Genomic DNA, 24,638 nt, shown 5'->3' with positions numbered 1-24,638 from the left:
GCCCTCGACCAACCCATCCGCGGCGGGCGCCAGACGGCTACGCCCCCCCTGGCACCACCCGCGCGCCTTCGATACCCAGGTCGCGGTCGGTCCCCCACACGTCACGGATGCGCAATTGATGCAAGAACACCAGGCTGGATGCGTCCACATAGGTGAGCTTGTGGCCACGGAGGCGCTCGAGTTTGCGGATCACCGCGGCATGGTGAGCGGTGTCGAGATCGAGCAGCTTGAGCCACGAGAAGTCTGCCAGCGCCAATCGGAACGAGCGCGCCGCCTCTTCGCCAAGCCGATGCAAGAACCATCCGTATGTTTCCGCCACCACGGCAAGCGAGGAATGGCAGCGGCCCGGCGGATTGGAGAACAGATCCACGGCCGCCCCGTGAAACCGGTCGCTGCGATCGAGGAACGCGATAAAGATCCCGCTGGCCAGAAAGACCGCTGGAGCGCTCATGGACGCGGGCGACCGTAAACGACGGCGTTTACGCTGCGACTCGCGGCGGAATCCCCGGACGCCACCGTTCCAGCATGGCGCATCCAGGGCCGCTCTCGCGTGCGGCGATCCCGCACCCCGGCAGCCACCAGCCGCCGCAGGAACTCGGCCAAAGAGATCCCTTGCGCACGTGCTTCGCGCTTCGCATCCTCGTAGGCTTCCTCATCCAGCGAGATCTGGGTACGGATCATTGCTCTCACACTAAAAAGTCGTGATATCGGAATCAAGCAACGGGTGCATCCCTCTCCCAGCTCAGGCTCGGTCGCATCCGGGTTGCGGGCGTGCGCCGGCACCGGCCGGTCGAGGTCGTCAATGGTCCGGTAGAAGGTTCGTGCGCCATCGCCGCGCCGACCCAGAAGATGAACGTCCGCTGTGGCGCCGCCTCTCGACCCCCCGGGGGCGGTGTTCATCGGTGCCGTTCTGTGGGTAATATTGTTTCGATGGGGATAGACATGGGCGATCGACACGACGACGAGACTCCCGGCGGCACGGCCGATGACTTCGCGGCCCTGCTGGCCGCCAGTGAAGCTAACGAACGACAGCGCGTGGCCGCCGGCGACGTCGTGCGCGGGCGCGTCATCGCGCTTGGCGCCGGCACGGCCTTCGTCGAAATCGGCGGCAAGGGCGAGGCCGTGATCGACCTCACCGAGTTTCGCGACCCGACCGGTGGGGAGGCGCACCTCGCGATCGGCGACGAGGTCGAGGCCACCGTCGTCGACGACGGCCGCACCTCCGGCACCATCGTGCTCAAACGCACCGTTGGCCGCGGCGGCCACGTACCCGGCGAACTCGAACAGGCGATGGCCCACGGGATCGCTGTGGAAGGGCTGGTGACCGGCGAGAACAAGGGCGGCTTCGAGGTGCAGATCGGCCCCGTGCGCGCCTTCTGTCCGGGGTCGCAGATCGACCGCCGCCGCGGCGAGGCGGCAGCCTACATCGGGCAGCGCCTTCGCTTCCGCGTCACCAGGATCGACGCCGGCGGCCGTAACATTGTGGTCTCCCGGCGTGTCCTGCTCGAAGACGAGGCCGCCGAGCAGGCGGCAGCGACCTGGGAGCGGATTCACGTCGGCGCCGTACTGGAAGGACGGATCAGCTCCGTGCAGGACTACGGCGCGTTCGTCGATCTCGGCGAGGTCGAGGGTCTCATCCACGTCAGCGAGATCGGCTACGGCCGCGTGGGCCACCCGTCGGAAGTCCTCCGGTCCGGCCAATCTGTCGTCGTCAAGGTGCTCAAGGTCGAGCCGGCACCCGAAGGCGGACGATCGCGTGTGGCGCTCTCGATGCGCGCGCTGGAGGACGATCCGTGGGCGACGGCTGGCGAGCGCTTCCCCGCCGGCGCGACGGTGCCCGGCATCGTCCGTCGTCTCGAGAACTTCGGCGCGTTCGTGGAGATTGCCCCCGGGCTCGACGGCCTCGTGCATGTTTCGAAGCTGGCGCTCGACCGGCGCGTCTCCCATCCGCGTCAGGTCGTTGCCGTCGGGGACCGCGTCGAGGTCACGGTGCTCGCGGTCGACCCGGGGCAGCGCCGCCTCACCCTGTCGATGGTCGAGCAGGCGCGCCGAGAACGCGATACGCAGGAGGCAAGCGCCCGTGCCGAGGAGCAGGCCGCGGTCGACGGCATGAACCGTAAGCACAGCCTCGGGACGTTCGGCGACTTGCTCGCCGCGTCGAAACCGGGGCGCACCGGCAAGTAACCCTTGCCGCCCGGGTCGCGTCCGTAAGGCCGAGACCGCCCCCGGCCAGCGTGGCGCGACATGTGCCTGCGCCACTGAGTCAAGGATGCCGCCACGGAGACGGGGGCCGATTGGGGCTCGCTTCGCCCGGTGATATTGGGCTATGTGCGCCGTGACCATCGGGAGGTGGACATGAAGGGAAACGGCAAAGTTATCGACGCGCTCAACGACTTCGTCGCCACGGAGCTCACCGGTCATAACCAGTACCTCGTGCACGCGCGCATGTGCGCGTACTGGGGCTATGCGCGTCTTGCCGAGCAGCGCGCCGCTCACGCCGCGGACGAACTCGAACACACCCACGAATTGATCGCGCGCATCCTGTTCCTGCAGGGCAAGCCCGACGTGCAGCGAGCCCCGAAGGTGAAGGTCGGGCAGACGGTGGCGGCGCAGTTTGCGGCCGACAACGTGCTGGTCGCCGGCGCGATATCGCGGCTCAACAAGGCGATGGCGCTCACGGTGAAGGTCGGCGACAACGGCTCCCGGGAACTCCTCGAACGCCTGCTCCGTTCGGAGGAACATCTGCTCCACTGGCTCGAGGCGCAGCGCACACTGATCGAGCAGGCCGGCGAGCAGAACTACCTCGCCGAACAAATCCGCAAGTAACCGGCTTCTTCTCCGGCGCGGGCCCCGTCATTCCCGCAACGACCGGGGCTTCGGGCGACGCGCTGGCGTCGTGCCGCATGTCTGCGCCGAGTGAAAGCCTGTTTCGTTCCGCGCCTCGGGACGCGCTATCGAGGAATTGCCAAGCTCTATTGATAAATGGTGGTCCAAACGCCACCATCGCCAAATTGGGTCGAAACCTTCGTCCCGACATCAGTAAAGCTGAAGCCGGAGCCGGCGCTCGCAGTGGCCGTACCGCTTATTGTTGCCGAATCGTAGCAAAAATTCTGTCCCTCGACCGACAGGGATCCAACTTGCGCGCCTGCGAGATAGATATTCGCCGTTGTCTGGAGATGTTCCTTTGAGGTATTCGCTCCCGCATACATGGTCAAATAGCCGTAAGGGCGCAATTCGAAGCTATCGTAGCTAGATTCGCAGCTTACCTGCGAGCATCCCGGATAGGCGATGGTGCCCTCCGACGGTATGAGGCCGACCGTAAAGTCGTTCGCGGTCGCATTGAACAGGGTGATTGCGGCGATACTGCAATTCTCTCCGCTGTCGAAATTGACCGTGAGCGCAGCCCAGCCATTGAGCCCGTTGAAGACCTCGAACGGATTGGCGCCGTTGTCGAAGATGTCAGTCTGCATAACCTGCAGCGATGGAGTGTTCGACCGAACACCATCTGTGCTGAAGCTAGCCGTGTTATTGTTCGCGGTATTACTACCGAACGTCGAATAGCTGTAGGTATTATAGGTGCTGGTGTCCAGCCCGGTAGGCGGACCCGCGTTCGCAAACGACGCCCACAGACTGTATTCCAACGGCATCAGGAGCTGCATGACCGCGACCTTGTAGCCCTGAATGGCCTGGGCCTCGATGGCCGTAATATCGGCGCTGGTCAAACCCAGCCCGTTGTAGCCGTTGATTTCAGTCAGCGGTCCGATCGCCGAAAGCCTACCCCAGTCCTGCAGGATAGCGTTCTCGCCATTGTTTGCCTGCTGCTGCAAAACCTGAAACTGTTGGCCCAGGTCGGTGTACAGGTTGCCCACGGTCGTAGCCATCTGTTGACCGATGGCCGGCTGCGCGGCAAGCGCGCTGTCGGTGGCCGTTTCGATGAGGTTCGCAAACGCTCCGACGGCGGCGCCCCCGCCTCCGCCGGCGACAGAGCCCACCGCGCTCAGCGCGGTATATACGATCCCTTCGATGATCTCGATGGGCACCACGTTGAGGCTCTGATTAGCTGACACTCCGACATCGATAGCCAGCGGCAAGATGGCATCCGAATTCTCGATAAAAACAAAGTTCAGGATGTCGTTGAAGTTCGAGAACATGGTCTGCACGCTTGCCGCGTATTGGCATTCATTATGGATTTGCTGATACACCGCCGTCCAGTCAGCGGAGGAAATGGCGACCCCGTTGTATGACGTCGGTTTCTTTGGCGGATTGAGCGAAGACGTCAATGCCGCGCACTCGGTCAGGGTCGACAAGGCGTTGAGATTGCTATACTCGCAGCGGATGCCGGTGTAGGTAGTTCCTTCGTAGTTACAGCTCGGATTGACCGCGGCGCCCAGGATCTGACTGCTGAGATAGTCATAGGCGGCCTGCTCCCCGGCGGCGTCGGTACCGGCCACGCTGTCGGTAGTAGGGGCGGGGAACGGCGGACTTGAGTTGGGTTGATTAACAACCTGCTCGAGAAAGTAATTGGGATAGGCGTACCACTGGTTAGCGGGTGCGGGCGCTTGCGCGGCGACGTCGACGGTCGATGAAGAGGCATAAAGCTGGCCGCTCCCCTGCTGATTGGTCAGTTGTGCCGTAGTGCTGTCATAGATCCATTGCTGAAAGGCGCTCATGTCTCCGGTCGGGGAACCCTGCTGGTTCCAGGACAGCGCCGCACCCCAGCCGGGGATATAGCCAAGTTCCAGGGGCGCCACCGGTTGCACACCGTAGCCGCCCAGCATGCTGAACGTGCCCGGGTTTGTCTGACTGACGGTAAAGCTCTCCGCGCTGCGGAGGTAGAAAGTGCCCGCCTGTGGTCCCTGGACCGCCTTCCACAACTGGGCACCGGTTCCTACACCGGCGCCCAGCACGGTCAGGCCGACTGCGGTGCCCCCGTTCGGATTGGTCGCACCCTCGGGAGCAACACCGTTCACCGTAAGTACCATCGGAGTTGCCGAGGGGGCCGGCGCGTTCTGGCCGGTCGGTAGGGGGGCGCCGTCAGACATGACGCCGTTGACCAGAAAAAAATAGTGATCGAGAGCCGGGGTGCTTGCATTGCCCGCGCCGACAACGCCCATACCGGTGCGCGCCGGCGCGGCGAGGCTTACCGGCTGATGCCATACGGTGTTGGGCGATAGGAACGGCTTGACCGGAGAAAAATGCGATCCCGAATGGATATTGGAACTTGGCTGCGGATTGGACGAGCCACAACCAATAGTCATTGTCAGCAACAGGGCGAAGGTGATTCCCAAGCCGCTGGCTCGCGCCAGAGACCGTTGCCGCTTTGTTCGAGATGTTCCCGACGGCACTGAATCCCCAAGCATAGCTCCACGCATGTCTCCACCTCGTATACGCGGGAAATGGCTCTCGGACAACAAAGTGTGAGGTACGGTCATTAAGATCGCGAATCACTACGACAGGTCGTAACTGAGATTCGGAGTAAGAGGAGGAGCCGGGCGCGGCGTCGTAGAGCTGGCCGCCCGCGAGATCCGCGAGCTGCGCCGTCTGGCCGTCGTACGCCCACGGCTGGAGGCCGCTATCATCGCCGGTGGGCGAGCCCGACCGGTTCCAGTAGACGGACGTGTCCCGGCTCGGCAGGTAGCCGAGGTCGAGCGCGTTGGCAGCCGGGCCGCCGCCGTCAGGACCAGCAGGAACACCGTTCGACGCACTCGGACCTCCGTGCCCGTCTCGGTTGAGCACGACGCGTGCCCAGCGCCCCGGCGCTCCCGTCCTTTCGCTCCCGCATGCCAAACGGCACACTCTCGTCGCTCCCGCGTGCCAAACGGCACGGTCTCGTCGCCGCCGTTGCGCCGGGAATCATCCAGGCGCGGTCTCGGACCTCATACTGGTGTTTCGTCGGTCCGACGTCGAGGTCGTCGTGTTGAACGGCGCCTTCGTCCTCTTCCGCGAGCGAGCACTCATACGGGGGCGCCCGCTCGACGGGCGCGACGATGCTGCGCGCGGGCGCTTCGAGGTGGCAACCCGGCGCGAATAACTCGATCCGCAGCCGCTGCGCGAACGCATCGACGCGGCGCTGCTGGCGCGGTACGCGCGAGGTCACGTGTGTCGATCGAACTCGGTGTCGCACATTTCCGGAAACGCGCCGGGCGCGCTTCGATTGGCTTGCTCGACCTCATCCAGCAGCGCCGTGAGCCGGCGGCGAGGCCTCGCGTCTTGGACGAGACGCTGCCATGCGGCGTCCCCTTCCAGCTCGGGGAACAACGCCGGCAGGCAGCCGATCGGCTCTTCGCGCTCGGCCGGCGATCACGCTCCCTCCGGCGCTACGTCCGGAGAGACGCCGTCCCGTGCTCGTCGACCTGCAAGACCCAGCGCCGTTGATGGTACTCGGCGACACTCGGCCGGTTGGTGATCGACAGCACCGTCGCATTCGGGAGGCGGCGGCCGAGCACCTCGTAAATACGGCGCTCGGTCGCATCATCGAGCGCCGCTGTTGCGTCGTCAGTTATCAACCAGTCCGGCGCATGAAGCACAGCGCGCGCGAACATCAACCGCTGCTGTTCGTCGCCGGAGAGCTGCTGATCCCACGACCCCGCCTTGTCCAAACGGTCCGCGAGAGCTCCGAGATCGAAGAGATCCAACACTTCCCGAATCGCCGCGTCCGTGTACGTACCGGCGGGATCGGGGTAGGAGACCGCTTCCCGTAACGTCCCCAAAGGCAGATACGGCCGGTTGGCGAGGAAGTGCGCACGCGCCGTGGCGGCCATCTCCACGCTCCCGTGTCCGAATGGCCAGATGCCGGCGATCGCCCGAAACAACGCTGTCTTGACGACACCCGGCGGACCCAGCAGCGCGACGCGGTGGCGCGCAAGCATCGTCGCGTTCATCTCACCGGTCAACACGCTGCCGTCGGCCTGTGCCAGCGACAGATCCACGAGCCGCAACTCGTTCTCCGCGATCGGTTTAACGTGGATGGCGTCCGGACGCTCGACCTCGGTTCGCGTAGCGTCCAGCAGTTCACTGAAGGTAGCCAGTCGCTCGATGCTTGCGCGCCACGCAGCAATCTCCTGGTACGCATCCACGAACCACGACAGCGCCCCCGACACCTGCCCGTAGGCGATCCCGGTCTGCGTCACCCCGCCCAGCGACATGCGCCCGGCAAAGAACGCCGGGGCGGCTACGAGCAAGGGAACGAGCCCGTTCGCCTGGCCGATGCCGCTCGTCAGCAAGGCGAGGTTCCGTTGCTTTGTGATCAGCCCCCACCAGTTCCCGACAACCGCACCGAAGCGCTGCATTGCCGTCTGCCGCTCCACCGCCTCGCCACGGGCGAGTGCGACGGCCTCGATGTGATCGCGAAAGCGCACCAGGCCGTAGCGGAAGTCAGCCTCGAAGCGGAGGCGGTCGAAGTTGATGCCGACCAGCGGCTTACCAACCCAGTGGGTCAGGTACATCGAGACCAGCGCGTAGGCGATCGCTACCCACATCATGAGTCCCGGTATCCAGAATTCGCGTTCCCCGATGCGCAACGGCCACGTCCCCGACAACGTCCACAGCATGCCGGCAAACGACACCAGCGTGGCGACCGCGGACAGCAGCGACAGCGATAACCCGAGCGCACTGGCCACAAAGCTCTGAATGTCCTGCGCAATGCGCTGGTCCGGGTTGTCGGTGTCGCGATGGTGCAATTCGCGATGCCCATACGCGTACGGCCCCATCCAGCGGCCCAGGAAGTACTGCGTCATCTGCTCCCGCCAGCGAATTTGCAGGATGTTCCGGAAGTAAATCCGGTAGGTCGCGATCGACACGACCACCAGCGCCACGCCGAGGAAGATCCCGATGGCGTGCACGAACTCCGCCCACGCCTTGTTCTGTACGGCGTTGAATACGCGGCCGTTCGCCCACGCCAGCCTAACGTTCGCGTAGACGAGGCCAAGCTCCATGGCGACGCATAGCGCGAGCAACGGAGCGCCCCTCGCCGCCTCGGGCGAGGTCCAGTAGATCCGCGTCAACCCAAACAGATGACGGACAAAGCGTCGATCGAAATGGCCGGCGTGGCGTCCCTGCGGCACGGTCCCTCCCCTGTCCGATGCGGTCGTTCCGGCGTGCACTTCCGGCCGTCATCCACATGCCCGACCGGCTGGCGGTAGGTCGGGACTGTAAGTATATACGCCCGATGCCAGACGTCACCGCGATTTATCGCCGTACCAACATCTGACGGGGCAGGCACTGGCGCGTGCCGAGGTGCAGCTCGAGCGGCTTCTTGTCCCGATTGCGGTCGGCCTCATAGCTCCGACAGGGCTCGACACACGGCAGGACGCAGATCGTCCCGCTGTCCGACGTTTCGCCGCTCAACCATTGCCTTTGAGAAACTGCTCGGCGCCGACGACGCGCGGTATCAACTTGCCGGACGCGTGCGGGCGCATGATGACCACCGCGCGGCCCAGACCCCCTGCGGCGTGTTTCTGCCCCCAGAACCGCCGCCGCAAGCTCGAAATCAGCCCTGGATCTCCGCGCAACCCATGTCATTCCAGCCACCTGCGCTGGTGCGACCGCAGCCTGGTCCAACCGCGGACCGCAGCCTGGTCCAACCGCGGCCTCGTCGCCCCTCGAGTTTGTGAAAAAATCACACGACGGATCTCCACGCCGTTCGTCCCAAGTGGCGCCCGTTCTTTCAGGGCGCGTATCGAGGGACGCCAGGCGGCTGATCCGCCTGGCAAAACGCCCCTCGATACGCGGCCCGAGAGAAGGGCCGCTACGCGGGGCGAACGGGATCAGCGCCTTGCCAGGAGATTTGTTCACAAACTCCCCGTCCCGAACAGTGGCTCGCCCCCCCCAGGTGGACGCCCGCGATTCGTAGCCCCGGTCGGGTGGGCGGCCAACGTGTTCCCGCTACCGTCCCGGTGGGGGGGGGCGTTGTCCCGCAGTGCTCCGCCATCGAGCCGTGGTCCGTGGTCCGACTGGGGCGGCCCGTCTTCGCAGCGATCAAAACAGCGCGCCGGCGGCCAGCTGTCGACAGAATTCGGCGGCGGGCAGCACCTCGACGCCGTCGTCGGTGCGGCGCGGACGCGCTTCCAGGCACACGACGATGCGGCGGCCCGTGCGGGGGTGATCTCTGGCGAGCTCGCGCAGGCCGCGGAGGTGGTCCGCCGTGACGTTGGCCGTCCCTTTGGCCTCGATGGCGACAGCCAGATCGTTCACGATGAAGTCGACTTCGATCCCGCTCGCCAGCCGCCAATACGAGAACGCCGCCCGCGTGCCACGGTACGCGTCGTGGGCGCACAGTTCGTGGAAAACCCAGTTCTCGAACGCCTTCCCGAAGAGCTCGGAGCGCCGTTGAATCGTGCCGCGCCGAGCCAGCTGGTTTACCACGCCGACATCAGCGAAGTAGAACTTCGAGGCGGCGATGACGCGGCGTTTGGGCCGCTTCGTGTAGGCGGGAAGCCACCGACCGAGCAAGGTGTCGACGAGAATCTCGAAGTAGCCCCGGATCGCTGGCGGCGAGACCCCGCAGTCGCGGGCGATGCTGGCGAAGCTCACCAACTCGGTATCCGAGAACGACGCCACGTCGAGGAAGGTGGAGAACGCCGGCAGGTTGCGAACCAGACCCTCGGCCGCGATCTCCTCTCTCAGGTAGTCGGCGACGTACGCGTCGAGGAGGGGCACCGGCGTGGCGGCGGCGACCATGCGTGGCAGATAGCCGTGGTTGAGCAGCCGATCGAGATCGAAGCTCGTGCCCAGTTCCGCAGCCGTCAGTCCGTGGAGCTCGAAGCGCAGGCCGCGCCCCCCGAGGAGGTTCGCCCCACCCCGCCGCACCTTGCGGGCGCTGGACCCGCAGAGCGCAAACCGCAGGCCCCGACTCTCGTGGAGGCCGTGTACCTCGTCGAGCAGTGCCGGCACCTTCTGCACCTCGTCGATGACCACCTGCTGCGGCGAGACCAGGGCCAGCTCTTCCCGGAGTCGCTCCGGGTTCTGGAGGTACCGCCGGTACTCGTCGGCCTTCAAGAGATCGACCCAGAAGGCGTCCGGGTACGTGGCGCGCAGGAGCGTGGTCTTGCCGGTCTGCCGTGGTCCCCACAGAAAGAAGGTCGCGCGGCCGGCGGGCGGAAGCTGAAGGGCCCGACGAAACATCGGGCACTGTTTATCATGATAATCGAAAGCGACAAATCGGCGGACGCGCCGGTTGCCGGAGGCGGCGCCGCCGTCGATCGCGATGCCGTTGCGCCGCCCGTGCGGGATGTCTGGCGGCGAGCCGGTCAGCTCGAGCGGGGGTCGGTGCCGTAGTAGGCAACGCCCTCATCCGGTACACTCTGGCGACCACGGGTTTCGGGGCCGGGTCGAAGCCGATCACTGAACCGCAACGGGAACCGCGCCGGACGCAGCACCCGGACGAAGACGGGAGGAGCGTAGGCGCCGCGCGGACCCCCTGCGGCGTGTTTCTGCCCCCAGAACCGCCGCCGCAAGCTCGAAATCAGCCCTGGATCTCCGCGCAACCCCTGTCATTCCAGCCACCTGCGCTGGTCCGACCCCGGATCGAGACCACCATACACGCGCCCCCTGCGGAGCCCGCCGGTCGGGTGGGTGTCGAACCTTCCGCCACTCAGTATTCGTCGACGTGCTCCATGACGATCATCTTGAGCAGCGTCTGATAGCCAAGGCCGCGTTTCGCTCCCTTCGCGCGGAGCTTCGCGATCAGGTCTTCGCTCAACGCGATCGACGTGGTGCGCGTCCGTCGCAGCACCTTGCCGGCGCCCGACCGGGCGATGTCCTCGCCGAGATCGCGGCGCCGAAACTCCCGGATCTGCGCATCGACGCCCGCAGCGTCAGCCTTCTTTGCGGATCGCGGCTTCATAGAGCGACTTCTCCTTGCGACGCATGGGCCGGCAGCTGATCGGGCGCACCCGATCGCCCCGGCGCGTGAAGATCACCGCGAGGGGCCGGCCACTGCCATCCGCGCCGAGCACGAGCCACCGCAACTCGGCGTGCGCGGGTTCGACGATGCGGCCAGCGAAGTACACGTCCCCGCGGAACAACGCGCTGACGTCTTCCGGCTCAACGCCGTGCTTCCGGTTCTTGGTGCGATTGCCAGCATCCCAATCGAGCTCCGAAACACGCCCGCGGAGGCCGAGCAGCCAATGCTCGGCCTCCGCGTCGGCAACGAAACGCATAGCTTCATCATATACATCTCATGTGTTTGCCCGGTCAATGCGACCGGCCGGGTCGCGGGCGGCGCCGACGCCGGCGCGGAATCTCCGCCCTGCCGGGCAACGGCCGGCGTTCCACGCCTCCTGTCCCGCCCTGAAGGGTTGCCACACCTGGGGCAACACCGAAGCCGAGGCCCTGGCGAACGCGCGGGAAGCCATCGAACTCTACGTTGCCGATCTCCGTGAAACCGGCGAACCGATTCCGGTCGACCCAGAGCGGGGGATCACCGAGATGGATACGCCGGCAGTGGTCGTGAGCGCATGAGGGAGACGCTCCGGGGTATCACCGCCCGGCAGCTGATCCGCGCTCTCGAGAAGGACGGCTTTGTCTGCAAGCGAACGACCGGAAGCCACCGGATCTACCGCCATCCGGACGGTCGCCGGGTCGTTATTGCCTACCACCATCCGGGCGACACCTTCCCCCAGGGGACCCTGCGGGCCATGATCGGCGATGCGGACTGGACCGACGCCGACGTGGAGAGACCTGGCCTCAGCCGGTGACGCACCCAACGCCTGATGCGGAGACGCACAGGCTTTCTTGTTCCCGCGGGAGTGTCACCTGTCGTTCCCGTCGTCGTACGTATTCAGAACCTCCTGCAGGCGCTCGAAGATGCGGTCGAGGCGGTCCCGGAGCGTCCGATTCGTGGCATGGTTGGCTTCGGCGGCCACGGCCCCCTGCAGCTCTTCGATGTCGTCGAGCGAGAAGGGGAAGGTGAGCCGCGTACCCTCCACCACCCCGGCGGCGAAGAAGGACGGTGCCAGACACAGCTCCCGCCGCATCATCGCGACGTCCGTCGCCGCGAAAGAGACGAGCAGCCGGGCGCTGCCGGGCAACGGACGACGGACTCGGGCCATGCCCGATCCTCTATCGTGGGCGCGGACTGCTGCCAACCCCCGGTGGGTCCCATCCAGGGCCACGGCAAAGTCGTTCACCGAGGGGCGAACGGTTTTCAGGCATTACGGGACCCGGACTCCGTTCGGGCCGAGTAGCCGCCTTCTTCTGGCGGCGTATCGAGGCTCCGTCAGCGACTTTGACCGGAGCCCTGGGGTCCCATCAACGATGTTCGTAGCGCTAGAAGATTGACCCACGTAACGCTGAAGAACTGACCCACCCTGCGGGCCCTGATACCACCTCGGGAGCAGGAGGTGGAGGTAGGTGCTGAGCGAGGATCAGGTATACGAGATTCGGCGAAGGGTGTTGGTGGACGGCGTGGGCATCCGGCGCGTAGCGCGCGAGTTCGGCCTCGCCCCTGCGCTGCGCGACGGGCGCCCCCAGTCCGTTGCCGCGTGGCCGGCCCCCGGCCGTGTTTCCGGGGTCGAAATGGGGCCTCTACGCCTCCGCGAGGCCCGGCGGCGAAGGGCAGAACGATGGGATTGCAACCGGTTGGTATGGTGCCACCTCACAATGCCCCGCCTCACAATGCCCCGACCCTCGATACGGGCCCTGAGAAGACGGGCCCTACTCGGGCCGAACGGGTTTTCGTCCCCTTTTCGAAACACCCTGATCCGTTCACCCCGAGTAGCCGCCCTTTCTTGGCGGCGTATCGAGGAGCGCATCCGTTTATCAACAGACCCCTCAGGCACGGGGACAAGGCCGTCCGTTCCCATGCGGACAAGCATCGGCCGCTCCTCGCGTCGAACGGGGGATGGCCCTCATCTTCGATACACGACACCTGACGCCCGATACCCGAGACCCGACACCTGGGTTCCCGTTCGGACTGACGAGGTCCCGTCGTTTCAGGAGCCGTCGCAAAATCCGTCCGGCACCCCGCCACCGGGCCGGCGGCGGGGTCTGTCCGTCCCCGCAACCGACAGCCGGGACGTGAACGCAAGGCGGTCCCCTCTCGCTCCACGCTCATCGATCGCTCGGCTCCGGCAGCTCGATCTCGATGTCGTCGACCGTCGTGCCGGTCGCACTGCGCTCGGTGTCGGTCATCTCGGTCGTCGCGACCGTCAGTTGATAGTGCTGCCGCGGATCGAAGTCGTCGAACTGGTCGATGCGGTCGAGCACATCCGCAACGAGCTTCTTCAGGAACAGGCGCGGCGCTATCCCCACGCGGCCTCCGAGCTTGCCGGCGACCGCCTCGGCCAGGTCCGAGACGTACGCGTCGTCCGCCACGGCCCGGATCCGTGCGCCGTTTCGGGAGTGGTCGGCAAAAATGTCACGGATCCGCCGACCAACTTCGCAGAGCGCCTCCCGCGAAAAGTTCGCCAGCCGGATCTGCACCGCGCGTGGGTTGTCGAACCGCGCCTCGGTCGTGAAATCGACATGTAGCCGCTGCGCCAGCGGCGGCAGCCGGTGCACGCCCTGCGGACCATCGAAGAACGCCGGCGTGCCGGTGATCGCCAGGTACAGGCCGGGGAACCGGCCCGCATCGACCTCGTCGATGAGCTGCCGCAGCGCGTTCAGCGCCTTGTCCCGCACGTCGGTCCGGACCCGTTGTAGCGTCTCCACCTCGTCCAGGACGAGCACCAACCCGGCGTGGCCCGAGTCGCGCAGCATCACGAGCAACCCCTGAAGAAATCCCAGCGCGCCGAAATGATCGATGTCGCCCTTGATACCGGCGGCCCGCTTCGCCTGGGCAGACACGTTCGGTTGGCCGCCTACCCAGGCGATCAGGGCGTCTGCCGTCGCCGGTACCTGCTCTGCCAGGGCCTGCCGATAGGCCCGCAACGCGGCCGCGAGCGCCGGCGCCGTCTTCGTGATGTTCGCCAGACGCTGCTCCATGAGATCGGTCGTCCGCGCCAGCATCGCCGCCGTATCCTGCTCCGTCAGCTTGCCCTCGGCCAGCGCGTCCTCCTCGAGCGTGTAGAACCACGCGTCGACCACGGCCCGTAACGCCCCTTCCGGTGTGTCGCTCGTGCCGAGCCGCTCCGTCAGTCGCCGGTACACCGTCTCGAGCTTGTGCAGGGGCGTCTCCGCCTCCGAAATCTGCACTTCGGACGTCGCAAACCCTGTGCGTTTGGCGCGTTCCTGAACCCAGCGCGCGAAGAACGTCTTGCCGCTCCCGTACTCGCCGCGCACCGCCTTGAAGGCGCTACCCCCCGCCTTCACGCGCGCCAGCTCGTCGTCGATCGTTGCACAGAACCGATCGAGGTTGACCGCAAACGCGTCGAGCCCCATCCGTGGCACCGTCCCCCGGCGCAACGCGTCAATGATCTCCTGCCGCCGCTGCGGACTCAGCATGTCGGTCGTCCCCTGCGCACCAGTATACCCCGATTCCCGCCGGGTCGACCGGAGGTACTGCCAACCCCGCAGGGTCCGCAGGCAGTCAGTTGCATCGCACCTGCCCAGCGGGCGTCCTTCGAGACGGCGCCTGAACGAATCGTGCCCTCTGAGGGCAAACGGGGGACCTCATGAAACCGTGAGTACGGAACCCGCTCGCCCTGAGAACCCGACCGGCGCGGCGCCGCTTTGTTGGGCCAATGAACCCAGATCCGTTCGGCCTGAGTAGGGCCCGTCTTTTCAGGGCCCGTATCGAAGGCCCCCAAGTTTGGAGGGCGCGCCGGTTCATTGGTAGGATGCCGCGTTTTCTCAGCGGCCGTCTCGAAGGGCGCCCGTCACCCGCTCTCTCCGCGGCCCAGCATGGCCCCCGTCCGGGTCTTCGCCCGCGACTGCAGTCAACTCCCTGGTCAAACCGCCTCTACGCCCTGGGCCCCCTGAGCTCGAACTGCACGCGCAGCAGATCCATGTTCAGCGCGATCGTGTCCGAACCCTCGTCCGCCGCGACCACCTGGTACCCTTCGACATTGAGCACCTTCCGGATCGCAGCCACCACACCGCTGACCCGCGGCAGGCTCACACCGAGACGCTGCGCCAGCGCGACGCGCGTGACTCGGCCGCTACGCTCGGCAACGGCCCGCAAAAACACACGGACGCGGTCCTCCGGCAACGCGGTACGCTCGTTGGCGCGGGTCTGCTCCCGGTACCTGGACGACTCCAGCAACGCTTCGATCCACTCGTCGTGGGGATTCGCCGCCGGAACTGCTGCACCCTGGCCTCCCGATCCGAGAGCTCGGTGGAGGGCCGAAACGACGTCCGATGTCGACCCGCAACGCTCTTCGTTACGCAGTTCCAGCGCCGCCTGGGTACAGGGCGTCGTCAGCAAGCGCGCCTGCAGCTCAGGCCCCGCCACGACCTCCAAACCGCGGTCCTTCGCCACCTTCCGAGCGTCCGCTCCGAGCGTGCCTCGGGTCACCACGACGCCAACCACTCGCAGCGTTCCGCCGATCCCGCGCAAGTGATGCGCCCGATACCCGTCGAACACCCGCGCGGTTTCCGCGATTGTTTCGGCGCCGACCTGTGTATCGCCGGTGGTCGCCATGCAATTCACGAGGCGGACGTTGTTGCCTTCAAGGGCAATGAGTTGGACGCCTTCGGCCGCCCCGCGCGGTCCGAGAATGACCTTCCGTCCCGCGCCGGCTTCCAACTCGGCCACCAGCGCATCGAGTCGATCCGGGGAGACACTGCGCAGATCCACGCCGGACGCAACCGGTGCCGGTGCCGGTTGCACCTTCTTACCCGGCCGGAGGACATCGTCGAGCAACTCGTCCTGCAGATCGTCTTCGCTCGGCATGGGCGCGAGGAACTCCGCCGCCAGCGTGCGGCGCCGCCGAACGAGGGCGTGCAGCTTCTCGTCGAACGTCTCGAACTCCCGCTGCGGATCGAGCGCGATCGGGTAGTACACGTGCACGTCGCGGGTCTGCCCGATCCGGTAGGCGCGGTCCGTCGCCTGCGATTCCTTGGCCGGGTTCCACCAGCGACCGTAATGGATGACGTGGTTAGCCTCCGTCAGCGTCAAGCCAACGCCCGCAACATCGGGCGACAGGATGATGGCGTTGAAGCCGGGAATGGAACGGAACCGGCGCACCATCTCGCTCCGGCTGCGCTTCCCCCGGCCCCCCTTGTCCCCCCGGGGCGCCGCGCCGTTGATGATGTCGGCCTCCAAACCGAACTCTTCCGCCAGCACCCGGGACAACAGCTGCTGCATGTCGAGGCTGCGGGTGAAAATGAGCGCCTTCTCGCCACGAGCCCGCACCTGCCGCACGCACTCGATCACCGCCGCCAGCTTCGGACAGCTCGCCAGTGCTGCGGCGACCGGCACGGGCTCGTACTTCGGGACGAGCGCCGGATGCTGATAGAGCCGAAGCAGATGGTGAATGATGCCCAGCGGATGGCTCCCTTCACCCCCGGCCCGCACTTTGCGCAGCAGATCGATGTGCCACTGGCGTTGCTCGGGGGACAGGTCGCAGTGCAAGTCGTGCTCGATCTTCGGGGGCAGGTCGGTCAGCTGCGACTTGTCGCGGCGCAAGACGTACGCGTCGGACGATCCGAAGCGCAGCCGGCCCTTCAGGGCATCCAATGAACCGCCCGCCCCGTCATCCGCCTCCCGCTCATACTGGCGCGAGAACTCCGCCGCACTGCCGAGCAACGTGCCGGGTTGCAGGAAGTCGAACAGGTTCCAGACGTCCAGCAAGCGGGTCTCGACCGGCGTCCCGGTCGCCGCGATTCGAAAGCGGGGCGAAAGGCTCTTGAGCGCATGCGAGATTTTCGTGTTCGGAACCTTGAACTCCTGCGCCTCGTCCGTGATGACGACCGACCAGTGGGTCCGCATCTGCGCGAAGGAGTGCTGGTAGTTCGTGACGGTCTCGTAGTTGGTCAGGATCACGCGGTGCTCGCGCAAGCGATCGAGATCCAGCACCGCCGCCCCGATGTCCGTCTCCCCGCCTCCCGCGTCGGCTCGGCGTAACCGTTTCAGTTCTTCTCCACGCAGGACGGTCACCGGCTGAAACGTCGCCCCGTCCTCAGCAAAGAACGCCCGCATCTCGCTCACCCAGGTCTCGTTCTCGATCAGCACCAATGGCGCGACGATCAAAATCGGATCCCAGGGTGGCGTCGACGGGTCCGTTCCGTCGGGCGACAGCTCGCCCTGTTCGATGAGCCAAGCCACGAACGTGAGGATCTGGACGGTCTTTCCCATCCCCATGTCGTCGGCGAGCAGGCAGCCGTGCCGGCCCATGGTGAAGCATCGCTGCAGCCACGCGAGTCCCTGTCGCTGATGCGGCTTCAGGTCGATCCCGGCCCGCAGGGCCGCGGGCAACACCCCTTCGGCCGCTGCGGTGGTTTCGGGCTGCTCCTCGTACTCGAGCTCGTTCTCGTTTGTATAGATGAGTAGAAAGCGGCGCCGCTTCTTCTCCGTTGGAACCTTGGGCCGCGACGGCGGGATCACCTGCTCGCGCAGCTCGGCGAGCGCTCCGACGAACGCGTCGTCGAGGATGATCGACTTGCCGCGGAACTCGACGGCGCCTTCGCCGCTGGTCCGGGCCGCCTCCACGGCCCGGCAGAACTCGATGACTTCCTCCTTCGAAGTGAAGGTCAAGTCTTCGCTGTGCCCGTCGGCGTAACCGCACTGAATACCGGCCGAGAACGGGGTCCCCGTTCCGAGCGGCCCCGCCTCCGGACCGTCGAAAATGCCCGTGCCCCGGCGAATGTACGGCTGTGCAACGAAGGGAAAGTCGCCAATGCCACGCACTCGCGGCCCGAACGCCTCGAGGTTCAGGTCCACGGCGTCCGCCACGCCGTCGAACACGGCGACGGGATTCCGCAGTACCTCTGCCTTCTCGACGCCGCTCAGGTGACGCACGCCCTGCATGCGGCGCAGGACTTCGCGCTGCGCATCGTCCATCACGACGCGGATACGTCCGCCCCGACCGTCGTCGAACGAGTACATCTCGTCGACATCCGGTTGGGCGAAGAACGCCGACCGCATCTGCTCGTCGTTGACCCCGTCCACCGTCGGCGCGAACGAGATGCGTCCTTGCGGCTCGACGACGAGGTTCAGGCCGACCCGCGGGGGCACGAATACCTGCTCCGTCGCGATGTACTTGTCGAGCTGCACGCCGACACCGGTGGCGAGCCCTTTCACCTCCGCGAAGCGAATGAAGCTGTCCGGTCCGCAGCGAGCGTCCGGCGCCAGGGCGTTGAACCGCTCGATCGCCTCGAGGAGGGCATAGGTCTGCCCGTCCAGCCGGTAGATGGCCTCGCCCCGCCGCACGAACGCCCCGAGCCGTCGCACGGCGACCGCCTGTGTCCCGAGAAAGAAGCGCACCGTATAGGCGAAGGTCGAACCGCCGAGCCACCCGGTGGCCCCGAGCTGCAGCGTGAACGGCGACCAGGGGGCGACATCGTCGAAGGCGTCGATTTCCCGCGCCTCGAGCGTGACAAACTCCTCGTACAGGATGCGAATCGCGCCGCCGTCGGCGATGGCGACGCCGAGCTCCACAAGCTGCGGGACGAGCGTCGGCAGCAACTGGCCAAGTCGCGTACTGGGCTTGGTCGACCGGAGCTGGGCGGGGTTCGTGACGTCGACGCTGTCGCCTCGGAGCCACATACCGTCGTCACCAGCTTCGAGGCGCACACCGCTGCAGGGAACGGCGAGAGTCCACGGGCCGCGTTCTGTCACGGTTTAGACCCCCCTACCCCGGTCGAATTCCGTACCGGCCTAGAAGCCTGTCCATGCTCCACTCCCAACCCGCTCGATGCACAATCCTGTCCGCATCGTGATGGGGTCGCTTCAGCGTGCTGAGGTGGAAGGCATTGGTCGTCCAGAAGCTTTCGAGAATGTCGCGGACTCTTGCTGGCTCGTACACGAAGCAGGCGTTGCCCACCTTGCTGAACTCGATGATCAAGAGACGTTCAAACACGAGCATGAACGCGCTGGTGGGGGCATCCACGAGGCCAAAGTTGCTGGGTTGGTCCTTCAAACGCAGTGCCCGCAAACGAGCGCGATCGTCTGCGCACAGCAACGGCCGGGACATCTGTACCTTGTCCACGTAGCGCAGCCAGAACCGTTTCCGCCCGTGCGGATCCTCACCGGTTCGTAGCACGTGCTCGAAGAAGAACCGGATGTCGTCGCTCGAAAGCCACTGGATGACCTTGCGCCGCGCCTTCTCGTCCACCCCGCGCCAGTTAGTGCTCGCAGCGGGAAGCCGCGGGTCGCCGAGCCGAGAATCCCTGAGGATCCGCGTCTTCAAGGCACCCATCACTGCCGGGGCGTCCGCCTCGCGCGACAGCAGGGTCGCGGCCATCACACGATAGAACTGATCCAACGGCCACCCGGACCAGAAGAGCAGCTCGTCGATCCCGTAGCGCATGGTCGCATCGTCGCGGAGTCCGGTCGCCCACCATGCGGCTACGGCAGCACCGACCCCGGCGATGACGTACGCCGACTGGGCATCCACCGCGAACGAACCGCAGTAGTCCTGCACTTTGGTTCGCTGGTCGAGCAACTGCCTCCCAAGAAGCGCCGGGCCTTCGGCCCCGAGCACAAGGTCCGCGTTGGCCCGCCAACGTTGCGCCACTCGGTTGGGCCCGGCATACGAATCCACCCGCGTCCTGATACGTGTTGCCACCTTCGACCGAAACAGCGACTCCTCCCACCGAGCGTGGCAGCTGTGAACGAGCCCCTGAAGCGCGCGCGGACGCAGATCGGCCCCGATCCGGTCGAGGTACGACTGGAACCGTGGATCAGTCGCGATGTCCGGCTCCCAGCACAGGTACCGGACCGCCCGCGCCTCAATCCCCTTCCGCTGCCCCCCGAGATACTCCTCCCACTGCGCCCGAAACTCCTCGGGACACGCTGGCGGCCGGGCGGGGCGCCCCGCGCCGACGCCTTCGACTACCTTCACCAGCGGGGAGAGCAACTCCGTGGCGGGCGGCGTCGTCCGCTGCCTGGCCGCCTGCAGAGCGTGCAGCGCCGCACGCAGATCCTCGAGCGTCTCGAGCAGTTCGCGCAATGACGCATCCACGCTCGCGCCGGCAACAGCTTCGACCTGCTCAGCCATTGAGGAAGCCCTCGATGTCCCGTTGCTCGAAGGACCGCACCCGGATCTTGAACACCACTCGGCGGCTCCTCGCGCGATCCTCGACCCCATTCTCGACGAACGGCTCTCGTCGACCGCGACCGCTTGCCGAAAGGAGGTCGAGGAAACACGTTTGCAGTGCTTGACTGCCGAGCGTGTTGGCCGGCGGCAGACTCGCCAGAGTATCGCTTTCGTCCGGGAAGCATTGGTCGGGGACGCCGGCCAGCTCCGGATACGCCCTGAGGACGGCCAAGCTCGCCCGCACCACCTCGATCGACCGGTCCTGGCTCAACTTGAGGTTGTGCTCCTCGCTGCCGCTGGAGTCGGCATGGCCCTCGACGACAATCGACGAGAGATCCTCTCGTCTGGAACAGGCGATGACGCCGAGGCGTGGCACGAACTCCGCCAGAAACCCCTCTCCACGGGGTGGGATGGTGGAGCGATCAAGCTCGAACTGCAGAAGACCTTCGGGAACGACCACGAGCAATCCCAGCGGATCCTTGGGATCCTCAGTCACCTGCACGCCACGCGCCGCAAGCTGGTTCAGCTCTCCGCGGAGCGCGGCGAGGATTTCCTGTCGCGCCTTCGTCGTCGCGGCAGCCGCTGCAGCAAGACGCCTTTGCGCGTCGCTGAGGTCCTTCTGCGCCTGCGCAAGCTCCTGTTGTTTGTTGTTCACCAGGACGACGAGCAGCAGGATGAAAATTACTGCCAGCGACGTCATGAGGTCGGTGAACGAGTTGGAGAGCGAGTGGGTTCCGGTGTCTTCGGTGGCCACGGCGCCTGCCTCAACGAGTCGGCCGCGTTCTCGCCAGCACCTCGCCGAACTCGGACAGATACTCCTCGAGCTCACTGATGGCGCCGCCGAGCTTGTTCACGGCGTTCCCGATCGTTTCGTTGGAAACGCTGACAAGCGTGTCGAACGTCTTCTGGGATACCTGGGTATAGTCACGCAGGTTGCTGGAGATCTGCGTCAGCAACTCGGTGGCTGCCTTGTCCACGTGCAGGAAGGTCCTCTCGTACTGGACGAGGTTGTGCTCGATCCGCTGCCACGTTTCCTGCTGCCGCTGGTTCGCCCGGGAGAGGCTTTCGACCTGCGCGGCGGACTGCGTCGCCACTTGCTCGAAGCCCCGCTCGACGGTTCGCATGGTATCGGTGACGTTGACCACCTTCGTTGCGATCGTCCCTACCTCGCTCGAGACGCGCTTCAAGTCTCCCGTGACCGTGGCGTATTCACCGAGGCCCTCGCGGAATCGGGCCAGTGTCTGGTCGAGCACCTGCTGCAAGGCTTCGACACGCGCCACATGGCTCTCGTGACGCTGCAACAACTCCGTGAGCTGTTGCGCGTTCTGCTCCGCCCACTGCCGGGCCTCGCCAACGACGTGTCCCGCCGCCGTGGTTGCCTGGCCCGCGCTTTCGGTCAGCGCACCCGCCATGTTGTTCCCCAACGCCGTCACCTTGTCGGACAACTCCGCCACCACGGTCGCCATCGCCGACGACAGCGTGGAAACGGAGGAGCCGGTCGTCTCTTGCAGCTGCCCCATGAGTTGGCGCAGCACGGCGGTCAGGTCCTCGATCTGTGACCGGCCGAGCTCCACCTGCCGCTCCGTCGAGGCCCGCATCGAAGTCGTGATCTCGTTCAACGCATCCTGGTTCTTCTGGAACTGCGTGTTCATCTCGCGCAGCAAGCTCGTTGTCGTCATGCGGGCATCGTCGACGACCTGCGTTGCCGCCGACGTGGCCGCCCCGGCGCTCCGGGCCACTGTCTCGGCCATCTTGCCGCCGAGCGCCTCGATCTGCGACGACAGGTCGCGAACGACCGTCGTGAGGGCGCTGGACATGCTCGACACGGAGGACCCCGCCGTCTCTTCGAGCTGTTTCATGAGCTGGCGGAGGACATTGGTCAGCTCCTCGACCTGGGTTCGCCCCAGCGCCATCTGCTCTTCCGTCGACGTCCGCGCGAAACCCACCAACCCGTTCAGGACCGTCTGGGTCCCGCGGAACTGCTCGTTCATGCCTTCGAGCAAGGCGGCCGTTCCTGACAACGACCTGGCCACCTCCTCGAAATGCTGCGTCGCGCCGCCGGACAGCGACGTGCTGAACTGGTCGCCCATCTTCTCGAGCGTACCGTTGATCGAGCGCTCGAGGTCCTGCACGAGGTTGCCGAACGATCCCGTGAGCGACTGTTTTTTCTCCTCCTCTCCGGCCCGCAGGTGCTTGTTCAGCTCCTCGATGGACTCCACCATGCGGGTCATCGTCGGCCCCATGCTCTCGCTCATGCTCTGCTTCAACCGCCCGGACAGGTCGGAGTTGAAGTGCCGGAATGCGTCGGAGCCCTCCCGCAGATCGCGCTGCATGGCCGCGAGCATGTGGGCCGGCGTTCGCCGCGGCACGATGGCGTCGATCGTGGCAACGAGCTGACGCCGGCTGTCACTCAGTCCGTGCAAAAGCCGTCGCTCGAGGACCAGGAAGATGCTGGCACCCAGCAAGGCCACCACCGAGGACAGGAATTTCCCCGAGAGGCCGGCCACCAGCAGGTCGAGGCCCTGCACCTGGTCCTTCTCGACCCGCACGCCGAGCAACGCGATCAGGATCGCCGTGAACGTCAGCAACAGTCCAATACTCGTCACGAGCCCGGGCACCGCTACATAGAAGCTGCGATTGAGGCGCGACTCGATCATACTGCCGTCGGTGAAGCTCGCCTCGGCACTGTCCGTCGACCAGTACTGGTCTTCCCCACTCGCGGAGACTTCCGCGACCGCCCCTGCCTTGTAGGCGCTCCACGGTACCCGCAGGGAAGGCACCGTCCCGAAGACGCGATCCAACGCGTCCCATGCGTCGAGGATCAAGCCCTCTCCGGGACGCGGGGGAAACTCCTTGAGCACGGCCTCGAGCTTGGTCCGCAAGTCACCGTGCAGGGCTTTCTCTCGGCGGACTTTCCACCAGAGGCGAAACAACAGGGCCGCCGTCCCGGCCAGCAGCACCGCGGCGCCGACCCAGATCAACGCCGGGGCCTTTAGCCCGACGTACTCCCATTCCGTGCGCAGGATGTCCGTGACGTTCACCATGTGCCCCCTTGATTCCAACACCACTCAGTTCCTGAGCCCGAACCCGGCGGACGCCCTTCGAGGCGCAGACGAACGCGGTGCGCTCCTACCAATGAACCGTCGCGCCATCCAAAGTGGGGGCCTTCGATACGGGCCGTCAGAAGACGGACCCTACTCGGGCCGAACGGATCCGCGTTCGTTGGTCCAACAACCCGGCACCGCACGGGTCGGGATCTCAGGGCGAGCGGGGATGACCCTCGCGGCCCTTCATGCATCGGATATCGCCATGCCGCACGTCACCTGCCAAGCGGCGCGCACGCTGCGTGGGGGACGCGCACCGGGCCGACACGAATGGACAAGAACCGGAACGACGGCGGCGGCCCCCACCCAGCGCGGCCGCACCACAGGCACGCAAGTAGGCCAGATGCCCCCGACGTGTCAACGCGAAGTCGGCGGAGGCCCCGGAGTGACGCCAGCGATTGTCGGACCGGCGCGAGATCTTGCAGGGTTGGCTGGAAGGAACGTGCGGCATGGTGTAAACGCCGGGCTCTAGATCTCGGTCCGCATCCGGCCGCGCGGGTTGGTCTCTCGGACCGATCGGTGTTCGGGATGGACCAGATAGCGAGGGGGAACCGCATGGGCATCTTGACGCGCGTGCTCGGAGTCGATGTCGGACACGCACGCCGACCTGGACGCCCCCCCATCGCGTCTGAACTCCAAGCCCCAGCCCCTCACGCCCTCAAGACCCCAGGACCTCAAGACCTCAGATGGAAAGCGACGGTCGGGGGATGGTCGGGCACGCACCTGAGCGCATGCGGTGCCGGGTCGCACCATTGCAAGATGCGGAAACATCAGGGTTTCGGTGCTCGGGATCCTACCCTGCGGAGGCTTATTGACGCGTTTTCTGGCGCAGGATGGTCGCTGCAAGGGGCGGCAACGTCGCACACTCACTCCTTCTCCTCGGCGCTTTTCCGGGTGAAAACGACCATAGGCCGGAATACCGCCGGCAATCCGGGGCGAAATCCAGTCGTTCCAGCAGCTTGCAGAGGTGCGACCCCGCCAAAACCGTATCTGCAGATCCCCTGATCCGCTTCCGCTCATGCACCTTCTTCCCCGGCAACAACGTCGCCAAATCCACGCGCCCCCACACCGCCAAATACCGGCGCCAGATTCACGCGCTTTCACGTCGCCGGCAACATCTTGCCCCCCTCACGGCCGAGCGACAGCGCGAGACGTTGGGCGCCGCCGCTCCTCGTCCGTCCGCGCGGCCGACCGGAACACCAGTCCTCGCCCACTCCGCTGGTAGAAAGACGAAGACACCCACGAGAAAGACGAAGACACCCATGATTTGGGGGGAGGCCGTCTGCCGGGCGCATCCACCAGATCCGTCATATAGCGCCGTATAGGGCCTTGACATTAACCCTATACACGTCCACACTCTCTCCGTGCCCAGCCCCCGCTACACGCAGATCGATATCGAGGCGACCCCGTACTACCACTGCGTCAGTCGCTGCGTGCGCCGCGCCTTCCTTTGCGG

The 24,638-nt window shown here is 65.9% G+C and carries 19 protein-coding genes; 5 read left to right on the top strand and 14 right to left on the bottom strand.

The window, feature by feature from the left end:
- Nucleotides 1-37 precede the first annotated feature (37 nt).
- Both L6Q96_19105 and L6Q96_19100 read right to left on the bottom strand, forming a co-directional pair.
- Nucleotides 38-451 carry a hypothetical protein gene (locus L6Q96_19105; protein ID MCK6556661.1) on the bottom strand — a complete coding sequence of 138 codons (414 nt, stop codon included), beginning with the start codon at nucleotides 449-451 and terminating at the stop codon, nucleotides 38-40.
- The gene (locus L6Q96_19100; protein ID MCK6556660.1) at nucleotides 448-681 is read right to left on the bottom strand and encodes a ribbon-helix-helix protein, CopG family; all 234 of its coding nucleotides are present in this window, start codon (nucleotides 679-681) and stop codon (nucleotides 448-450) included. The genes L6Q96_19105 and L6Q96_19100 overlap by 4 nt, the downstream gene beginning before the upstream one ends.
- A 261-nt stretch (nucleotides 682-942) precedes the next feature.
- On the opposite strand from L6Q96_19100, the gene L6Q96_19095 reads away from it, so the two are divergent.
- Nucleotides 943-2,184 (top strand): S1 RNA-binding domain-containing protein, encoded by a 1,242-nt coding sequence (locus L6Q96_19095; GenBank protein ID MCK6556659.1) that lies wholly within the window; start codon nucleotides 943-945, stop codon nucleotides 2,182-2,184.
- Between the two features lie 171 nt (nucleotides 2,185-2,355).
- A complete protein-coding gene (bfr, locus tag L6Q96_19090) occupies nucleotides 2,356-2,826 on the top strand; it encodes a bacterioferritin (protein MCK6556658.1) in 471 nt (156 codons plus the stop codon).
- 146 nt (nucleotides 2,827-2,972) lie between these two features.
- On the opposite strand, the gene L6Q96_19085 is transcribed toward bfr, so the two are convergent.
- From L6Q96_19085 to L6Q96_19060, 6 genes are all read right to left on the bottom strand, one after another.
- On the bottom strand, nucleotides 2,973-5,288 hold the full coding sequence (locus tag L6Q96_19085; protein MCK6556657.1) for a hypothetical protein: 2,316 nt from the start codon (nucleotides 5,286-5,288) through the stop codon (nucleotides 2,973-2,975).
- A gap of 1,029 nt (nucleotides 5,289-6,317) precedes the next feature.
- Complete coding sequence (locus L6Q96_19080) at nucleotides 6,318-8,063, bottom strand: ABC transporter ATP-binding protein/permease (GenBank protein ID MCK6556656.1); 1,746 nt, start codon at nucleotides 8,061-8,063, stop codon at nucleotides 6,318-6,320.
- A gap of 279 nt (nucleotides 8,064-8,342) precedes the next feature.
- The gene (locus L6Q96_19075; GenBank protein ID MCK6556655.1) at nucleotides 8,343-8,510 is read right to left on the bottom strand and encodes a hypothetical protein; all 168 of its coding nucleotides are present in this window, start codon (nucleotides 8,508-8,510) and stop codon (nucleotides 8,343-8,345) included.
- A gap of 466 nt (nucleotides 8,511-8,976) precedes the next feature.
- Nucleotides 8,977-10,122, bottom strand: a complete 1,146-nt coding sequence (locus L6Q96_19070) for an AAA family ATPase (GenBank protein ID MCK6556654.1) — start codon at nucleotides 10,120-10,122, stop codon at nucleotides 8,977-8,979.
- Between the two features lie 469 nt (nucleotides 10,123-10,591).
- On the bottom strand, nucleotides 10,592-10,843 hold the full coding sequence (locus tag L6Q96_19065; protein MCK6556653.1) for a BrnA antitoxin family protein: 252 nt from the start codon (nucleotides 10,841-10,843) through the stop codon (nucleotides 10,592-10,594).
- Nucleotides 10,815-11,159, bottom strand: coding sequence for a BrnT family toxin (locus L6Q96_19060; protein MCK6556652.1), 345 nt, complete (start codon nucleotides 11,157-11,159; stop codon nucleotides 10,815-10,817). The genes L6Q96_19065 and L6Q96_19060 overlap by 29 nt, the downstream gene beginning before the upstream one ends.
- A 37-nt stretch (nucleotides 11,160-11,196) precedes the next feature.
- On the opposite strand from L6Q96_19060, the gene L6Q96_19055 reads away from it, so the two are divergent.
- Both L6Q96_19055 and L6Q96_19050 read left to right on the top strand, forming a co-directional pair.
- Nucleotides 11,197-11,460 carry a type II toxin-antitoxin system HicB family antitoxin gene (locus L6Q96_19055; GenBank protein ID MCK6556651.1) on the top strand — a complete coding sequence of 88 codons (264 nt, stop codon included), beginning with the start codon at nucleotides 11,197-11,199 and terminating at the stop codon, nucleotides 11,458-11,460.
- Complete coding sequence (locus L6Q96_19050; GenBank protein ID MCK6556650.1) at nucleotides 11,457-11,696, top strand: type II toxin-antitoxin system HicA family toxin; 240 nt, start codon at nucleotides 11,457-11,459, stop codon at nucleotides 11,694-11,696. Before L6Q96_19055 ends, L6Q96_19050 begins: the two co-directional genes overlap by 4 nt.
- A gap of 54 nt (nucleotides 11,697-11,750) precedes the next feature.
- On the opposite strand, the gene L6Q96_19045 is transcribed toward L6Q96_19050, so the two are convergent.
- The 6 genes from L6Q96_19045 to L6Q96_19020 all read right to left on the bottom strand — a co-directional run bounded on the left by L6Q96_19045 (nucleotide 11,751) and on the right by L6Q96_19020 (nucleotide 23,122).
- Nucleotides 11,751-12,050: a hypothetical protein gene (locus tag L6Q96_19045; GenBank protein ID MCK6556649.1), complete on the bottom strand. Its 300-nt coding sequence runs from the start codon at nucleotides 12,048-12,050 to the stop codon at nucleotides 11,751-11,753.
- 1,000 nt (nucleotides 12,051-13,050) lie between these two features.
- Nucleotides 13,051-14,382: a BREX system ATP-binding protein BrxD gene (brxD, locus tag L6Q96_19040; GenBank protein MCK6556648.1), complete on the bottom strand. Its 1,332-nt coding sequence runs from the start codon at nucleotides 14,380-14,382 to the stop codon at nucleotides 13,051-13,053.
- 457 nt (nucleotides 14,383-14,839) lie between these two features.
- Entirely contained in the window at nucleotides 14,840-18,658 is a 3,819-nt protein-coding gene (locus L6Q96_19035; GenBank protein ID MCK6556647.1) for an SNF2-related protein, read from the bottom strand.
- Between the two features lie 13 nt (nucleotides 18,659-18,671).
- Complete coding sequence (locus tag L6Q96_19030) at nucleotides 18,672-20,039, bottom strand: EH signature domain-containing protein (GenBank protein ID MCK6556646.1); 1,368 nt, start codon at nucleotides 20,037-20,039, stop codon at nucleotides 18,672-18,674.
- Nucleotides 20,032-20,832 (bottom strand): OmpA family protein, encoded by an 801-nt coding sequence (locus tag L6Q96_19025; GenBank protein ID MCK6556645.1) that lies wholly within the window; start codon nucleotides 20,830-20,832, stop codon nucleotides 20,032-20,034. Before L6Q96_19025 ends, L6Q96_19030 begins: the two co-directional genes overlap by 8 nt.
- 10 nt (nucleotides 20,833-20,842) lie before the next feature.
- The gene (locus L6Q96_19020) at nucleotides 20,843-23,122 is read right to left on the bottom strand and encodes a hypothetical protein (protein MCK6556644.1); all 2,280 of its coding nucleotides are present in this window, start codon (nucleotides 23,120-23,122) and stop codon (nucleotides 20,843-20,845) included.
- A 1,424-nt stretch (nucleotides 23,123-24,546) separates the two neighbouring features.
- On the opposite strand from L6Q96_19020, the gene L6Q96_19015 reads away from it, so the two are divergent.
- On the top strand, nucleotides 24,547-24,638 hold a 92-nt coding region (locus L6Q96_19015), incomplete at its 3' end, for a nitrogen fixation protein NifB (GenBank protein ID MCK6556643.1).

The organism is Candidatus Binatia bacterium, assembly GCA_023150935.1.
Lineage (GTDB): Bacteria > Desulfobacterota > Binatia > HRBIN30 > HRBIN30 > JAKLJW01.
The sequence above is the reverse complement of the archived record's forward strand: the minus strand, read 5'-3'. Positions and strand labels throughout refer to the sequence as shown.

Excerpts from the sequence above, each read along its gene's own strand:
- L6Q96_19105 (MCK6556661.1), bottom strand. The coding sequence starts at position 451 with ATGAGCGCTCCAGCGGTCTTTCTGGCCAGCGGGATCTTTATCGCGTTC.
- L6Q96_19100 (MCK6556660.1), bottom strand. The coding sequence starts at position 681 with ATGATCCGTACCCAGATCTCGCTGGATGAGGAAGCCTACGAGGATGCG.
- L6Q96_19095 (MCK6556659.1), top strand. The coding sequence starts at position 943 with ATGGGCGATCGACACGACGACGAGACTCCCGGCGGCACGGCCGATGAC.
- bfr (MCK6556658.1), top strand. The coding sequence starts at position 2,356 with ATGAAGGGAAACGGCAAAGTTATCGACGCGCTCAACGACTTCGTCGCC.
- L6Q96_19070 (MCK6556654.1), bottom strand. The coding sequence starts at position 10,122 with ATGTTTCGTCGGGCCCTTCAGCTTCCGCCCGCCGGCCGCGCGACCTTC.
- L6Q96_19065 (MCK6556653.1), bottom strand. The coding sequence starts at position 10,843 with ATGAAGCCGCGATCCGCAAAGAAGGCTGACGCTGCGGGCGTCGATGCG.
- L6Q96_19060 (MCK6556652.1), bottom strand. The coding sequence starts at position 11,159 with ATGCGTTTCGTTGCCGACGCGGAGGCCGAGCATTGGCTGCTCGGCCTC.
- L6Q96_19055 (MCK6556651.1), top strand. The coding sequence starts at position 11,197 with ATGCGACCGGCCGGGTCGCGGGCGGCGCCGACGCCGGCGCGGAATCTC.
- L6Q96_19050 (MCK6556650.1), top strand. The coding sequence starts at position 11,457 with ATGAGGGAGACGCTCCGGGGTATCACCGCCCGGCAGCTGATCCGCGCT.
- L6Q96_19045 (MCK6556649.1), bottom strand. The coding sequence starts at position 12,050 with ATGGCCCGAGTCCGTCGTCCGTTGCCCGGCAGCGCCCGGCTGCTCGTC.
- brxD (MCK6556648.1), bottom strand. The coding sequence starts at position 14,382 with ATGCTGAGTCCGCAGCGGCGGCAGGAGATCATTGACGCGTTGCGCCGG.
- L6Q96_19030 (MCK6556646.1), bottom strand. The coding sequence starts at position 20,039 with ATGGCTGAGCAGGTCGAAGCTGTTGCCGGCGCGAGCGTGGATGCGTCA.
- L6Q96_19020 (MCK6556644.1), bottom strand. The coding sequence starts at position 23,122 with ATGGTGAACGTCACGGACATCCTGCGCACGGAATGGGAGTACGTCGGG.